Origin of the sequence: Streptomyces sp. NPDC091682 (assembly GCF_044756625.1) — a bacterium.
Classification (GTDB): Bacteria; Actinomycetota; Actinomycetes; order Streptomycetales; family Streptomycetaceae; genus Streptomyces.
Genome location: NZ_JBIVTH010000011.1, coordinates 237,061 through 250,930 on the forward strand (window position 1 = coordinate 237,061; position 13,870 = coordinate 250,930).

A 13,870-nucleotide genomic window follows, 5' to 3' on the forward strand; every position below is an offset into this window, starting at 1 on the left:
ACACGGCTCCGGACACGGCCCCGCCCCGGCCGGGCACGGGGCCGGCCGGGGCGGAGCGGATCACGTCGTCAGGGACGCGTGGGTACGACTGTCGGCATCAGCCCAGGAGGGCGAGCGCCTCGTTGAGGGTCGCGGACGGGCGCATGATCGCCGCGGCCTTCGTGGCGTCGGGCTGGTAGTAGCCGCCGATGTCGGCCGGGGAGCCCTGCACCGCGACGAGCTCGGCGACGATGGTCTCCTCCTGCTCCGACAGGGTCTTGGCGACGGGCTCGAAGGCCTTGGCCAGCTCGGCGTCGTCGGTCTGCTTGGCCAGCTCCTGCGCCCAGTAGGTGGCGAGGTAGAAGTGGCTGCCGCGGTTGTCGATGCCGCCCAGCTTGCGGCTCGGCGACTTGTCCTCGTTGAGGAAGGTGCCGGTCGCGCGGTCCAGGGTGTCGGCCAGCACCTGGGCGCGGGCGTTGCCGGTGGTGGTCGCGAGGTGCTCGAAGCTGGCGGCCAGCGCGAAGAACTCGCCCAGGCTGTCCCAGCGCAGGTAGTTCTCCTTGACCAGCTGCTGGACGTGCTTCGGGGCGGAGCCGCCGGCGCCCGTCTCGAAGAGGCCGCCGCCGTTCATCAGGGGGACGACCGACAGCATCTTGGCGCTGGTGCCCAGCTCCAGGATGGGGAAGAGGTCGGTCAGGTAGTCGCGCAGCACGTTGCCGGTCACCGAGATGGTGTCCTCGCCGCGGCGGATGCGCTCCAGGGAGAAGGCGGTGGCCTCGACCGGGGAGAGGATCTTGATGGTCAGGCCCTCGGTGTCGTGCTCGGCGAGGTACGTCTTGACCTTGGCGATCAGCTGCGCGTCGTGGGCGCGGTTCTCGTCCAGCCAGAAGACGGCCGGGACGCCGGTGGCGCGGGCGCGGGTGACGGCGAGCTTGACCCAGTCCTGGATGGGGAGGTCCTTGGTCTGGCAGGCGCGGAAGATGTCACCGGCGGCGACCTCCTGCTCCAGGACCGTGTTGCCCGCGGCGTCGACGACACGGACGGTGCCCGCGGTGGCGATCTCGAAGGTCTTGTCGTGGCTGCCGTACTCCTCGGCCTTCTGCGCCATGAGGCCGACGTTCGGGACCGAGCCCATGGTGGACGGGTCGAAGGCGCCGTGGGTGCGGCAGTCGTCGACGACGACCTGGTAGACGCCGGCGTAGCTGCTGTCCGGGAGGACGGCGAGAGTGTCGGCCTCGGCGCCGTCCGGGCCCCACATGTGGCCGGAGGTGCGGATCATGGCCGGCATCGAGGCGTCGACGATGACATCGGACGGCACGTGCAGGTTGGTGATGCCCTTGTCGGAGTCGACCATCGCGAGGGCCGGGCCCTCGGCGATCTCGGCGTCGATCGAGGCCTTGATCGCGTCGCCGTCGGGCAGCGCGCCCAGGCCGTTCAGGATGGCGCCCAGGCCGTCGTTGACCGACAGGCCGGCGGCGGCCAGGGTCTCGCCGTAGCGGGCGAAGGTCTTCGGGAGGAAGGCGCGGACCACGTGGCCGAAGATGATCGGGTCGGAGACCTTCATCATCGTGGCCTTGAGGTGCACGGAGAACAGGACGCCCTCGGCCTTGGCACGCTCGATCTGGTCGTTCAGGAAGGTGCGCAGCGCGTCGACGTGCAGGACGGACGCGTCCACGACCTCACCGGCGAGGACCGGTACGGACTCGCGCAGCACGGTGGTGGCGCCGTCGGCGGCGACGTGCTCGATGCGCAGGGTGCCGGCCTCGGCGATGACGGTGGACTTCTCGGTGGAGCGGAAGTCGTTCTCGCCCATGGTGGCGACGTTCGTCTTCGACTCGGTGGTCCAGGCGCCCATGCGGTGCGGGTGCGTCTTGGCGTAGTTCTTGACCGAGGCGGGGGCGCGGCGGTCGGAGTTGCCCTCGCGCAGGACCGGGTTGACGGCGCTGCCCTTGACCTTGTCGTAGCGGGCGCGGATGTCGCGCTCCTCGTCGGTCTTCGGGTCGTCCGGGTAGTCCGGGAGGGCGTAGCCCTGGCCCTGGAGCTCGGCGACCGCGGCCTTCAGCTGCGGGATCGAGGCCGAGATGTTCGGAAGCTTGATGATGTTGGCTTCCGGGGTCTTCGCCAGCTCGCCGAGCTCGGCGAGGGCGTCGGCGATCCGCTGGCTCTCCTGGAGGTACTCCGGGAAGACGGCGATGATCCGACCGGCCAGGGAGATGTCACGGGTCTCGACATTCACACCGGCCGTCGACGCGTACGCCTGGATCACAGGCAGGAAGGAATACGTCGCGAGGGCCGGGGCCTCGTCAGTGTGCGTGTAGATGATGGTCGAGTCAGTCACCGGATGCTCCGCTCCACAGTCTGCGTCTCTCGTCTGCAACATTGCTCGACATCAAGATATCTCGTGATCGGGCCTCTCTGGACAGCCCCCTGCCGCCAGTCCGGGAGACGCGTGTCACGCGGGCCCCGGCGGGCCCCGGAAAAGGCGGAAGCGCCGCCCCTGGCTGTTTCCGGCCGGGGGCGGCGCTCAGGCGTTCGGGCCTTGATCAGGCCCGTACGGCAGATCAGGCGGCGTAGGCCTTCGGGTCCGGGCCGTACTGGTTCTGCTGCGGCTGACCGGCGGTGGCCAGGAGGACGATGAGCCAGATGAAGCCGACGAGGGGGACGAACATGATGAAGTACCAGGCACCGGACTTGCCGAGGTCGTGCAGACGACGGACGAGGAGCGCCAGCGTCGGAACGAAGGTACCGAGGAAGTACAGGCCAACGATGATCATGTTGGCGCCGATGACGGTGTCCAGGATCGCGAGGACGATCACGGCAGCCACCTGGAAGAGGACGAACATCCAGTACTCCTGGCGGCGCGCGCGGCCGGAGAAGACGGCGTACTTCTTCAGAACATCGGTGTAGTGGTTCATGAGGGTCCCCCCAGAGGACGATCGTTCGGGCCCGTCCTGCTGGAGCAAGCCGGGGCAGAACTTATGCCCCCCTTACGTCGCGGTCAAGCCAGTTCACAACCGGTCGAAACGGGAACTTTCCTTCGCTTCTCCAGCCAAACGCTGTTGTATCTGGCGTTACTTGAGCCCCATGGATCACCTTTGACCACAAGGCGTGGCGAAATGGCCCGCGTTCAAGAGGGGCGGGGGCCCCACTGAGAAGCGCAGGGCCACCCGGGGGTGGCGAAAAGCCCTCAATGTCCGACGTGTTAACGCGCCCGCCCCGCCGAACCCGGCTTGATCCACTTACGGATCGTTACCTCACCGCAGCCTGAGCCGTCGCGGCCCGGGACAGAAGATGACATTCCGGCCCGGGCCACAACGGCGTCGCGGCCGTCAGCCGATGTGGAAGGGGTCCCCGTAGACCTTCCAGTCGAGCGGCGTATTGAGGTTCAGATTGCCCTTCTTCAGGAAGACCCGCTGTGCGGTGTCGACCCGACTGGTGTCGCTGTGCGCCTCCTCCTGCTTCATCGCCCAGACCCGGGCGTCGAGGAAGGCGTTGAGGTAAGCGGTCTCGTTGCCGCCCTGGGACGGGGGCTTGGCCTTGGACAGGGCGCGCTTGCGGATGTTGCGGAAGCTGGTGGAGTCGCCGCCGTCGCCGTGCATGACGATGGCGTCGTAGTAGATGAACTGACCCAGTACGCCGACCCCGTCGGCCTTGCCCTGGTTCACGGCCGGATTGAAGTAGACCCGGTCGCGCTCGTGGTCCTGGGCCTTCCGGAAGTCCGCGTCCTGGGCCGCCTTCGCCCAGTCCTTGGTGAAGTTCGGATCGAGGCCGGCGTGCGAGTCGCTGCCGTCTACCTTGCGCAGGGCGGGGAGGTACTTGGCGAGGACGTTGCCCGGCTTGATCTGCGCGTAGTACTCGACGAGGTCGAGCATGTCGCCGGTGCCGGAACAAAATCCGATGATGCCGGCCGTGTAACCGCGGCCGTCGTCTATGTCCTCGATGTATTTGTACTGGGCCTTCCAGTCCAGCGAGGAGTTCTCCGCACTGGAGACGATCTTCATGGCGATTTCCTTCTTCGCCGGATCGTCGAGTCCTACGGCCGCTGCCGCTGCGGTCTCCGCCGTGGAGGCGGGGGCCGTGACTGCGGGAGTCGTGGTGGCGTGGGCGGCGACGGGGGCGGCGATCAGCGCACTGCCGAGCAGTGCTCCGATCGCCAGCATCTTGCGGCGGGGGGTGAACACAAGGCCTCCATCTGGTAGTTGAGGCGTCCCAGCTTCGTTAGGAAACTTTACTACCAGAGCTGACGACGGCTCAATACCCGGGCGCACCCCAAGGAACGGACCCGTCCGGTCAGAGCCAGCCGTTGCGCCTGAAGCCCCGGTGGATGACGAAGCAGGCGAGCACCATGACGCCGAGGACCAGCGGGTAGCCGTAGGTCCAGTGCAGTTCGGGCATGTGGTCGAAGTTCATGCCATACACCCCGCAGACCATGGTGGGGACGGCGACGATCGCCGCCCATGCCGTGATCTTGCGCATGTCCTCGTTCTGGGCGACGGTCACCTGCGCCAAGTGGGCCTGCAGGATGGAGTCGAGGAGGTTGTCGTAGGCGCCGATCTGCTCCGTGGCCCGGGTCAGGTGGTCCGCGACGTTCCGGAAGTACGCGCGGGTCTCCGGCGGGATCACCGGTATCGGCTGCGTGGCCAGCTGCTGCAGCGGGCGGCCGAGCGGTGCCACCGCCCGCCGCAGTTCGAGGAGTTCGCGCTTGAGCTGGTAGATCCGCCCCGCGTCGCCGCGGCCGCCGTCCTCGCTGAACACCGCGGTCTCGACGGCGTCGATGTCGTTCTGCACCGCGTCCGTCACGGCCGCGTAGTCGTCGACCACGTGGTCGGCCATGGCGTGCAGAACGGCCGCGGGCCCGTTGGCCAGTTGGTCCGGGGCGCGCTCCAGCTCCTCGCGGACCGGGCCCAACGTGCCGCGGCCGCCGTGCCGGATGGTGATGATGAAGTCCTGGCCGGTGAAGGCCATCAGCTCGCCGGTCTCCACCACCTCGCTGGTCGCGGTCAGCTCCTCGTGCTCCACGTAGCGCACGGTCTTGAAGACGGAGAACAGCGTGTCGTCGTAACGCTCCACCTTGGGGCGCTGGTGCGCGTTGACGGCGTCCTCGACGGCGAGGGGGTGCAGGCCGAACAGCTCGGCCAGTCCGGCCAGCTCCGACCTCGTCGGCTCGTGCAGGCCGATCCAGACGAAGCCGTCACCCGTCTTGCGGACCCGGCGCAGCGCCTCCTCGACCTCGGCGCAGTCCTCCTGCCGTACGCCGTCGCGGTAGACGATGCAGTTGACCACCGCACTGCCGAGCGGGGAGCGGGCCGGGTGGCTGAGGTCGACGGCCCTCCGGTAGCTGCGCCGCACGACCCGGCGCAGGTTGCTGAACATGGACAACGGCGTACTCCCCTTCGGCGGATCAGCGGCCAGTCTGCCATCGCCGCCGGAACGCCTGCGTCCGGGCTCACCGCCCGGCCGGACCTCCGCCGCCCGCGTCAGATCCGGTCGATGAACACGCTCGTCGACTTCACCCGCGCCGTGGCCCGCGCGCCCACCTCGAGACCGAGCTCCTCCACCGCTTCCCGCGTGAGCAGCGACACGATCCGGTGCGGTCCGGCCTGGATCTCCACCTGCGCGTCGACCGTGCCCAGCTTCACCCCCGTGACGATGCCGGGGAAGGCGTTGCGGGCCGAGGTGTACGGGGCCTCCTCGCCCTCGGCGCCCTCCTGCGCGGCCTCGACGCAGAAGGCGGCCAGGTCGGGCCCGTCCACCATCCGCCGCGTGCCCTCGCGGTGGGTGGGGAACCGTTCGGCATCCGCCCAGCGCCGGGCCGTGTCGACGCTGACGCCGAGCAGCCGGGCCGCCTGGCCGATCGTGTAGGACTCCATGGTCGGCAGCTTAGGGGGTGTGCCGTCGATCGGGCCGGACCGGGCCCGTGCAGGTCTGACCCGGGCCGGACCGGTCAGGCCGCCGGGGGCCGGAGCGACTCCCGGGCCGCCGCCGCGATCACTTCCGCGACCGTCGACAGCGCGGGCGAGTCGAGCCTCCACTGCTGCCAGTACAGGGGGACGTCCATCGGCCGCAGCGGCTCCAGCAGCACCAGCTGCCCCGTCCGCACCAGCGGTCTCGACTGCTGCTCCGGCACCAGACCCCACCCCAGCCCCGCGACCACCGCGTCACGGAACCCCTCCGACGTCGGTATGTAGTGCCGTACCGGCCCTGCACCGGCCGCCGGGTCCCCCGTGAGCGCGCGGACGAAGGCGTCCTGGAGGTCGTCCTTCCGGTCGAAGACGATCGTCGGCGCCTCGCGCAGGTCCCGCTCCGGCTCCCCCGTCAGGTACCGGGCCGCGAACGCCGGACTCGCCGTCGGCAGGTACCGGGCCAGCCCCAGCATCCGTACGCTGCACCCGGCCACCGGATCGGGCGAGGAGGTCACCGCCGCCATCACCTGTCCCTCCCGCAGCAGCGCCGTCGTGTGCGACTCGTCCTCGCGGTGGAGCTCGATGCAGACCGGCGGATCCTGCGGCACCCGCGCGAGGGCGGGCAGGAACCAGGTGGCGAGGGAGTCCGCGTTCACCGCGATCGGCAGCCGCACCGGCCCCATCCCGTCGGCCATGCCCAGCTCGGCGCGCGCGTCGCGCTCCAGGCGGGCCAGCTGCCGGGCGAAGCGGACCACCACCTCCCCGGATTCGGTCGCCCGCACCGGCTTCGTCCGCATCAGCAGCACCCGCCCGGTCCGCTGCTCCAGCGCCTTGACCCGTTGGCTGACCGCGGACGGCGTCACGTGCAGGGCGGCCGCCGCCGCGTCGAAGGTTCCCTCGTCCACCACGGCGAGCAGCGTGCGCACCTGGTCCAGCGGTAGCTCGTCCATCACGAGCGCTAATGGTACGTAAAAATCTTTAGCTGTACTGAACCGACCTCGCTGCCTACCGTCGACGTCATGAACTACGGCATCGTCACCGCGGCCCTGGCCGGCTTCGGCAGCGGACTCTCCCTCATCGTCGCCATCGGCGCGCAGAACGCCTTCGTCCTGCGCCAGGGCGCGCGCCGCCACGCGGTCCTGGCCGTGGTCGCCATCTGCGCCGTCTCCGACGCGGTCCTCATCACCCTCGGCGTCGCCGGCGTCGGCGTCTTCGTCACCGCCTGGCCGGCCGCCCTGACGGTGGTCGGGCTGGCCGGGGGCGGGTTCCTGATCTGCTACGGGGTCCTGGCCGCCCGCCGGGTGCTGCGGCCCGTCCCCGGCGCCGCCCTCACCACGGAGGGGGCGACGAGCGGGTCCGCCCGCCGGGCCGTGCTGACCGCCCTGGCCATGACCTGGCTCAACCCGCACGTCTACCTGGACACCGTGCTGCTCCTCGGCTCCCTCGCCGCCGACCGCGGCGACCTGCGTTGGGCCTTCGCCATCGGGGCCGTGCTGGCCAGCCTGACCTGGTTCGCCGGTCTGGGCTACGGAGCACGGCTGCTGAGCGGCCTGCTGGCCCGCCCGGCCGCCTGGCGGGTCCTGGACGGGCTCGTCGCTGCGACCATGGTCACCATGGGCGGCCTGCTGCTGGCCCGCGCCTAGGCCGTCTCTTCCGGATCTTTCCGGGCCGACGGGAACGTGACGACAGCACCCGGGGGTGTCTTGCCGGGCGGGCCGGCCTGACCTGCAAGACACCCCGGCCCGCATGTCGGCGCCGGGCACCCGCCGCGGCCGGGGCATAGTGCTGTGGCCGCCGACCCGATCCACAGGAGCCCGCCGTGCCCGACCGTCCCTCCCCGCTCGTGGCCGCCACCGGGGTCGTCCTGGACACGCGCGGGCGGGTCCTCGTACTGACCACCCCGGGCCGGACGGACCCGGAGCTGCCGGGCGGCGCGGTCCACGACACCGAGACCCCGGAGGAGGGGCTCGCACGGGTGCTGCGGGAAGGGCTGGACCTCGAGCTGCCGGCCGGCCGGCTGCTGGCGGTGGACTCCCGGCCGCCCGCCACGACCGGCACACCCGGCACGCCCCGCCCGCCCGGCCGCTCCCTGATCGTCCACGTCCACCTCGTCGGCCCGCTCCCGGCGTCGCGGGCCTCGACGATCTCCTTCCCCGTCGGGGCGACGACCGAGGCGCGCTGGCTCCCGCCGGAGGCGGCCTGCGCGCTACTGCCGGCCCCCGTCGCGCCCCGGCTGCGCGCCGCACTGGCCGCCCTGCACACCGGTTCCTTCGCCCACCTCGTCGACGGGGTGCCCCAGCCGGGCTCCCCGGCCGGTCTGGACCCGGCCCGGCGCGTGGCCCTGGAGCACTCGGGCACCCTCGACCCGGCCAGCCACCGGGCCAGCCGCCCCAAGGCGGTGACCGCGGCGAGCGTGCTGTTCACCGGCTCCGACGGCAGGATCCTGCTGGTGCAGCCCGCGTACGGCAGGTCCGACCGCTGGAACCTGCCCGGCGGCGGCATCGACAGCGACCTCGGTGAGATCCCGCGCGCCGCCGCCCGGCGGGAGGTCCACGAGGAGCTCGGCCTCGACCTCGCCCCGGGTCGGCTGCTCGCCGTGAACTGGTCCCACAAGCCCGGCCGTCCGGCCCGCATCCGCTTCCTCTACGACGGCGGCGTCCTCGATGCCCCCACCCTCGCCCGGATCCGGCTGGACCGGGCCGAGCTGCTCCAGTGGCGCACCGTCACCCCCGCGGAACTCCCGAGCCTGGTCAAACCCGCCCTGCGGCGCCAGATCACCGCCTGCCTGACCGCCCGCGCCACGGGCGCCGGCCCGCTGGAACTCCACGCGGGCCGCCCCTGACCGGCGGGCCCCGCCGCCGGGCCCCGGCCGCGGGGTTACCGTCGGCGGCATGGACGGTGATCGCCGACGGTGGCGCCAGTGCTTGCTCGGCGGGGCGGTGTTCGCCGTGTGCATGGCGGGCACCACGCTGCCCACTCCCCTGTACGGGCTCTACCAGGAGAAGTTCGGGTTCTCCGAGCTGGTGGTGACCGTCGTGTACGCCGTGTACGCCTTCGGGGTGATCGGCGTGCTGCTGCTGGCGGGCAACGCCTCGGACACCGTGGGCAGGCGGCCCGTGCTGCTGGCCGGTCTCGCCTTCTCCGCGGCCAGCGCCGTCTGCTTCCTGTGCGCCACCGGCATGGGCTGGCTGTACGCGGGCCGGCTGCTGTCGGGACTCTCCGCCGGGCTGTTCACCGGGGCCGCCACGGCCTACGTGATGGAACTGGCGCCGAGCGGCGGCGCCGCGCGGGCCACGTTCGTGGCGACGGCCGCCAACATGGGTGGGCTGGGGTGCGGCCCGCTGCTCGCCGGAGTGCTCGCGCAGTACGCCGCCTGGCCGCTGTACCTGCCGTTCGCGGTGCACCTCGCGCTGGTGGCCGTCTCGGCCGCCGTCCTGGTGCGGCTCCCCGAAACCGTGCGCGACCGGCAGCCGCTGCGCGCCGTACGACCGCAGCGGCCCGGCCTGCCCCCTCAGGTGCGGTCGGTGTTCGTGCCCGCGGCGATCGCCTCCTTCGTGGGCTTCGCGCTGTTCGGGGTGTTCACCTCGGTCAGCCCCGCCTTCCTCGCGCAGTCCCTGGGCGTGCACAACCGCGCGGTGAGCGGGCTGATCGTCGCGCTGGCCTTCTTCGCCTCGACCGCCGGGCAACTGGCCGTCGGCCGGGTCGGGGTGGGCCGGTCGCTGCCGCTGGGCTGCGCCGGGCTGCTCGCCGGGCTGGCGCTGCTCGCCGGCGCGCTGTGGTGGGACCTGCTGGCGCTGGTGGTGGCGAGCGCCGTCGTCGGCGGGGCCGGGCAGGGCCTGGCGTTCCGCGGTGCGCTGGCCTCCGTCGCCGCGGCCTCGCCGCCGAACCGGCGCGCGGCGGTGATCTCGATGCTGTTCGTGGTGGCGTACACGGGCATCTCGCTGCCGGTGATCGGGGTGGGGCTGCTGGTGGGCCCGATCGGCCTGGAGGGTGCCGGGCTGGTGTTCATCGCCTGCATGGCCGTCCTGGTCACGGCCGCGGCCGGCTACCTGCTGCGCCGGCCCGTGCGGGTGCGCGCCTGAGCACGGACGCGCGTGCGCGCGGCCGCGTACGGTGGCCGCGGTTCACCCCGGCCGGCCCCGGCCGCTCAGCTCGTCGCCGAGCGGGCTGCGGCGGTAGAGGACCTGCCGTCCGTCGCGCGCCCGGGAGAGGAGGCCGGTGGCGTACAACACGCCCAGGTGCTGGGAGACTGCGCTCGCGGTGACCCCGAGGCGACGGGCCAGCTCGACGGTGGGCAGCGGCTCGTCGAGCAGGTCGAGCAGTCTCGCCTTGGGCGCGCCCAACAGGGACACCAGGGCGGCTGGGTCGGCGACGGGCTCGCGCACCCAGAGGGTCGCCACGCCGCGGCTCGGGTACGCCAGCGTCGGCGCCTCCTCGGGACTGACCGGGGGCGCGGGCTTGTGCGCGAACACGGACGGCAGAAGGAGCAGCCCGCGGCCGGACGCCACGACGCGGTGCCGGCTGATCATCTGCCCGATGTGCAGCACGCCGTCCTGCCACCGCAGGTTCGGGTGGATGTCGGCGAAGAGGAGGCGGGCTCCGCCCATGGCCAGCCGCCGCGCACGGTAGGTCATGTCGGCCTCCAGCAAGAGGCGCATCCGCGGCCACATCGGCTGGACGGCGATCTCCCAGTACCGGCGCAGCAGCGCGCAGAGGTCGTCGCGGAGGGCGACGACGGGCCCGTCGTCGGGAGCGAGGGCGGCGAGCAGCGGGGTGGGGAGCGGGTCCGGGTCGTGCGCGGCCAGCAGGTCGCGGCGGACCAGGTCGGGGGGTGTCCGGCCGACGGCGGCCAGTTCCTCCTCGAAGGAGGGCGCGAAGCTCGTGGGGCGCGGGGTGAGGAAGTCGGGCAGGGTGCGCCGTACCGCGACCACGGACATCAACAGCTCGGTGTCGAGCCCGCCGAGGCCGTCGAGGCCGTCGAGCGCGTCCAGTGCGCCGAGGACCGACCTGCGCCACGGGAGGTGCAGGGCGGAGAGCCCGGGCTCGCGCAGCACGCGCAGGCTGAGCACGGTCTCGTACAGGGGTGAGAGCGCGAACCGGGTGTCGGCGAGGTCCTCGACGCCGAGTTCGAAGCTGATCATGAAGGCATACGCTACATCGATTGTCGCGGGCGGGGACGTGCCGTGAACTCCCCCCATGACAACTCCCTGCACGACGGGCGCCGTTCACCGCGGGTCCGGGATGAGCCGCCGGTTGCTCCTGCTCCTCACCCTGACCTGCGCCGTCGGCGTGGGCACCGTCTACTTCCCGCAGGCGGTCAGCCCGCTGGTCGTCACGGCCCTGGGCGCGTCGCCCGGCTCCGCCGCCCTGGTGGTGACCGCGGTGCAGATCGGCTACACGGCCGGGATCTTCCTGCTGGTGCCGCTCGGCGACCGGCTCCCGCACCGCCCGTTCCTCGTCACCCTGCTCGCCCTGACCGGAACCGGCCTGCTGGCCGCGGGCTGCGCGCCGGGGCTGGCGCCGCTCCTCGCCGCCGCGGCCGTCGTCGGTGTGACGACCGTGGCCGCGCAGGTCATCGGTCCGCTGGCGGCCGGTCTGGTGGCCGCCGACCGCCGGGGAGCCGTACTGGGCACCCTGCTGAGCGGTTCGACCGGCGGCATGCTGCTGGCCCGCACCTTCGGCGGCGCGCTCGGTGAGTGGCTGGGGTGGCGGGCCCCCTACCTGGCGGCCGGGGCCGTGGCCCTGCTGCTGGCGGCCGTCCTGGCCCGCGCCCTGCCGATCACCGTCCCGACGTCGCGCCGACCGTACCCGGCTCTGCTGGCCGAGCCGCTGCGCCTGCTGCGCACCGAGCCGGAACTGCGCCGTTCCTGCCTCTACCAGGCGGCGGTCTTCGGCGCCTTCTCGGCGGTCTGGACCTGCCTGGCGCTGCTGCTCACCGGCCCGGCGTACGGCCTGGGCGCCCACGCGGTGGGGATGCTCGCCCTGGTGGGCGCGGTGACGATGCTGTGCACCCCGTACGCCGGGCGCCTGGTGGACCGCGCGGGAGCGGACCGGGTGAACCTCGTCTGCCTGCTCGGGGTGCTCGTCTCGGCGGCGGTCCTCGCGGCGGGCGCCGGCGGCGGGGCGGCGGGACTGGCCGCGCTGGCGGGCGGCACGCTGCTGCTCGACGTCGCGATGCAGTCCGGCACGGTCGCCAACCTGGCCCGGGTGTACGCCGTGCGGCCCGATGCCCGCAGCCGGCTCAACACCGCGTACATGACCTGCGCCTACCTGGGCGGCAGCGGCGGGTCCTGGCTGGGCGTACGGATCTACGACCGGGCCGGCTGGCAGGGCGTGTGCGCGCTCGTGGCGCTGTTGGCCGTGATCGCCCTGGCCCGGCACCTCGTGGCGCCGCACGGGCGCGGGCCGGACGCACGACAGGCGGGGGGCGATGGGCGGGGCGCCCCGCCGCCGGTCGGCGTCGGGGGCCCGCCCACCGCCGCCCCGCCTGTCGGATCAGCCGGCCGAACGGTGTAGCGGTGTGGCGGGTGGTGCGACGGATCAGACCGCCGGCACCGGGTAGGTCGGGTACTCGACGCCGGACACGTGCTGGACCACACGGATGACCTGGCAGGAGTAGCCGAACTCGTTGTCGTACCAGAGGTAGAGGATGGCGTTGTCGCCGTCCACCTTGGTGGCGCCCGCGTCGACGATCGAGGCGTGGCGCGAGCCGACGAAGTCCATGGAGACCGCGTCGGGAGCCGTGGTGAAGTCGATCTGGCGCTTGAGCGGCGAGTGCAGCGAGACGTCGCGGAGGTAGTCGAGGACCTCTTCGCGGGTGGTCTCACGGCCCAGGCGCAGGCTCAGGATGGCGATCGAGACGTCCGGGACGGGGACGCGGATCGAGCTGCCGGTGATCGGCGCCTTGAGGTCGGGCAGCGCCTTGGCGACGGCGGAGGCGGCGCCGGTCTCGGTGATGACCATGTTCAGCGGCGCGGAGCGGCCACGGCGGTCGGCCTTGTGGTAGTTGTCCAGCAGGTTCTGGTCGTTCGTGAACGAGTGGACGGTCTCCACGTGGCCGCGCAGGACACCGTACTCGTCGTCCATCGCCTTGAGCGGCGGAACGATCGCGTTGGTGGTGCAGGAGGCGCAGGACAGGATCTGCTCGTCCGGCTTGATGGTGTCGTGGTTGACGCCGTGGACGATGTTCGGGACGTCGCCCTTGCCCGGGGCGGTCAGCACGACCTTGTCGATGCCGGGGCGCAGGTGCTTGGACAGACCCTCGCGGTCGCGCCACTTGCCCGTGTTGTCGATGAGGATGGCGTCCTTGATGCCGTACTCGGTGTAGTCCACCTCGGACGGGTCGTTCGCGTAGATCACCTTGATGGCGTTGCCGTTGGCGATGATCGTGCTGTTCGCCTCGTCGACGGTGATCGTGCCCTGGAACTGGCCGTGGATCGAGTCGCGGCGCAGCAGCGAGGCGCGCTTGACCAGGTCGGCCTCGCCGCCCCCGCGGACGACGACGGCTCGCAGGCGCAGTCCGTTGCCGGAGCCGGCCTTCTCGATCAGCAGGCGGGCGACGAGGCGACCGATGCGGCCGAAGCCGTACAGGACGACGTCGCGGCCCTCGCTGCGCTCGATCTTGTTCGCGCCGGTGGCGCCGGCGACGGCCTCGGCGGTGAACTCGGCGACCGACAGGCCCCGGTCGTCGCTCTTGTAGTCCGCGGCGAGCATGCCGATGTCGATCTGGGACGGGCCGAGATCGAGCGTGGTGAGCACCTGCAGGAACGGCAGCGTCTCGGTGACCGAGAGCTCCTCACCGGCTATCTGCCGGGCGAAGCGGTGGGTCTTGAGGATGCTGACCACCGACTTGTTCACCAGGGAGCGGCTGTGGAGCAGGATCGTGACGTCCCGCTCCCGGTGCAGCTTCCCGATGATCGGGATCATCGACTCCGCGATCTCTTCGCGGTTCTTCCAGCTGGTGAACGAGTCCTCATTGACAGTCACAG

General features: G+C 71.9%; 12 protein-coding genes. 4 read left to right on the top strand and 8 right to left on the bottom strand.

Annotation, left to right across the window (positions count from 1 at the left end; all coding sequences use genetic code 11):
- Positions 1-97: 97 nt before the first annotated feature.
- From ACIQK6_RS25605 to ACIQK6_RS25630, 6 genes are all read right to left on the bottom strand, one after another.
- The gene (locus ACIQK6_RS25605) at positions 98-2,317 is read right to left on the bottom strand and encodes an NADP-dependent isocitrate dehydrogenase (protein ID WP_329097377.1); all 2,220 of its coding nucleotides are present in this window, start codon (positions 2,315-2,317) and stop codon (positions 98-100) included.
- A 223-nt stretch (positions 2,318-2,540) separates the two neighbouring features.
- Positions 2,541-2,894, bottom strand: coding sequence for a DUF805 domain-containing protein (locus ACIQK6_RS25610; protein WP_329097378.1), 354 nt, complete (start codon positions 2,892-2,894; stop codon positions 2,541-2,543).
- A 414-nt stretch (positions 2,895-3,308) separates the two neighbouring features.
- On the bottom strand, positions 3,309-4,139 hold the full coding sequence (locus ACIQK6_RS25615; RefSeq protein ID WP_402695556.1) for a chitosanase: 831 nt from the start codon (positions 4,137-4,139) through the stop codon (positions 3,309-3,311).
- 130 nt (positions 4,140-4,269) lie between these two features.
- The gene (corA, locus tag ACIQK6_RS25620; protein WP_402695535.1) at positions 4,270-5,352 is read right to left on the bottom strand and encodes a magnesium/cobalt transporter CorA; all 1,083 of its coding nucleotides are present in this window, start codon (positions 5,350-5,352) and stop codon (positions 4,270-4,272) included.
- A gap of 104 nt (positions 5,353-5,456) precedes the next feature.
- Entirely contained in the window at positions 5,457-5,849 is a 393-nt protein-coding gene (locus ACIQK6_RS25625) for a TOBE domain-containing protein (protein ID WP_329097380.1), read from the bottom strand.
- A 74-nt stretch (positions 5,850-5,923) separates the two neighbouring features.
- On the bottom strand, positions 5,924-6,832 hold the full coding sequence (locus ACIQK6_RS25630) for a LysR family transcriptional regulator ArgP (RefSeq protein WP_402695557.1): 909 nt from the start codon (positions 6,830-6,832) through the stop codon (positions 5,924-5,926).
- Positions 6,833-6,901: 69 nt separating this feature from the next.
- On the opposite strand from ACIQK6_RS25630, the gene ACIQK6_RS25635 reads away from it, so the two are divergent.
- The 3 genes from ACIQK6_RS25635 (at position 6,902) to ACIQK6_RS25645 (ending at position 9,964) form a co-directional block, all read left to right on the top strand.
- Positions 6,902-7,525: a LysE/ArgO family amino acid transporter gene (locus tag ACIQK6_RS25635; protein ID WP_402695536.1), complete on the top strand. Its 624-nt coding sequence runs from the start codon at positions 6,902-6,904 to the stop codon at positions 7,523-7,525.
- 176 nt (positions 7,526-7,701) lie between these two features.
- Positions 7,702-8,724 carry an NUDIX hydrolase gene (locus ACIQK6_RS25640; RefSeq protein WP_402695537.1) on the top strand — a complete coding sequence of 341 codons (1,023 nt, stop codon included), beginning with the start codon at positions 7,702-7,704 and terminating at the stop codon, positions 8,722-8,724.
- A gap of 49 nt (positions 8,725-8,773) precedes the next feature.
- Positions 8,774-9,964 (top strand): MFS transporter, encoded by a 1,191-nt coding sequence (locus tag ACIQK6_RS25645; RefSeq protein ID WP_402695538.1) that lies wholly within the window; start codon positions 8,774-8,776, stop codon positions 9,962-9,964.
- Positions 9,965-10,006: 42 nt separating this feature from the next.
- Here ACIQK6_RS25645 and ACIQK6_RS25650 read toward each other — a convergent pair whose 3' ends face one another.
- A complete protein-coding gene (locus ACIQK6_RS25650; RefSeq protein ID WP_329097384.1) occupies positions 10,007-11,023 on the bottom strand; it encodes a helix-turn-helix domain-containing protein in 1,017 nt (338 codons plus the stop codon).
- A 100-nt stretch (positions 11,024-11,123) separates the two neighbouring features.
- Between ACIQK6_RS25650 and ACIQK6_RS25655 the strand changes: the two genes are divergently transcribed.
- On the top strand, positions 11,124-12,398 hold the full coding sequence (locus ACIQK6_RS25655; protein ID WP_402695539.1) for an MFS transporter: 1,275 nt from the start codon (positions 11,124-11,126) through the stop codon (positions 12,396-12,398).
- Between the two features lie 24 nt (positions 12,399-12,422).
- Here ACIQK6_RS25655 and ACIQK6_RS25660 read toward each other — a convergent pair whose 3' ends face one another.
- Positions 12,423-13,868 carry a glyceraldehyde-3-phosphate dehydrogenase gene (locus ACIQK6_RS25660; RefSeq protein ID WP_329097386.1) on the bottom strand — a complete coding sequence of 482 codons (1,446 nt, stop codon included), beginning with the start codon at positions 13,866-13,868 and terminating at the stop codon, positions 12,423-12,425.
- Between the last annotated feature and the right edge of the window lie 2 nt (positions 13,869-13,870).

What these genes read in the sequence shown, in the direction of transcription:
- ACIQK6_RS25610 (WP_329097378.1), bottom strand. Translation starts at nt 2,894, where the DNA reads ATGAACCACTACACCGATGTTCTGAAGAAGTACGCCGTCTTCTCCGGC.
- ACIQK6_RS25615 (WP_402695556.1), bottom strand. Translation starts at nt 4,139, where the DNA reads ATGCTGGCGATCGGAGCACTGCTCGGCAGTGCGCTGATCGCCGCCCCC.
- corA (WP_402695535.1), bottom strand. Translation starts at nt 5,352, where the DNA reads ATGTTCAGCAACCTGCGCCGGGTCGTGCGGCGCAGCTACCGGAGGGCC.
- ACIQK6_RS25625 (WP_329097380.1), bottom strand. Translation starts at nt 5,849, where the DNA reads ATGGAGTCCTACACGATCGGCCAGGCGGCCCGGCTGCTCGGCGTCAGC.
- ACIQK6_RS25630 (WP_402695557.1), bottom strand. Translation starts at nt 6,832, where the DNA reads ATGGACGAGCTACCGCTGGACCAGGTGCGCACGCTGCTCGCCGTGGTG.
- ACIQK6_RS25635 (WP_402695536.1), top strand. Translation starts at nt 6,902, where the DNA reads ATGAACTACGGCATCGTCACCGCGGCCCTGGCCGGCTTCGGCAGCGGA.
- ACIQK6_RS25645 (WP_402695538.1), top strand. Translation starts at nt 8,774, where the DNA reads ATGGACGGTGATCGCCGACGGTGGCGCCAGTGCTTGCTCGGCGGGGCG.
- ACIQK6_RS25650 (WP_329097384.1), bottom strand. Translation starts at nt 11,023, where the DNA reads ATGATCAGCTTCGAACTCGGCGTCGAGGACCTCGCCGACACCCGGTTC.
- ACIQK6_RS25655 (WP_402695539.1), top strand. Translation starts at nt 11,124, where the DNA reads ATGAGCCGCCGGTTGCTCCTGCTCCTCACCCTGACCTGCGCCGTCGGC.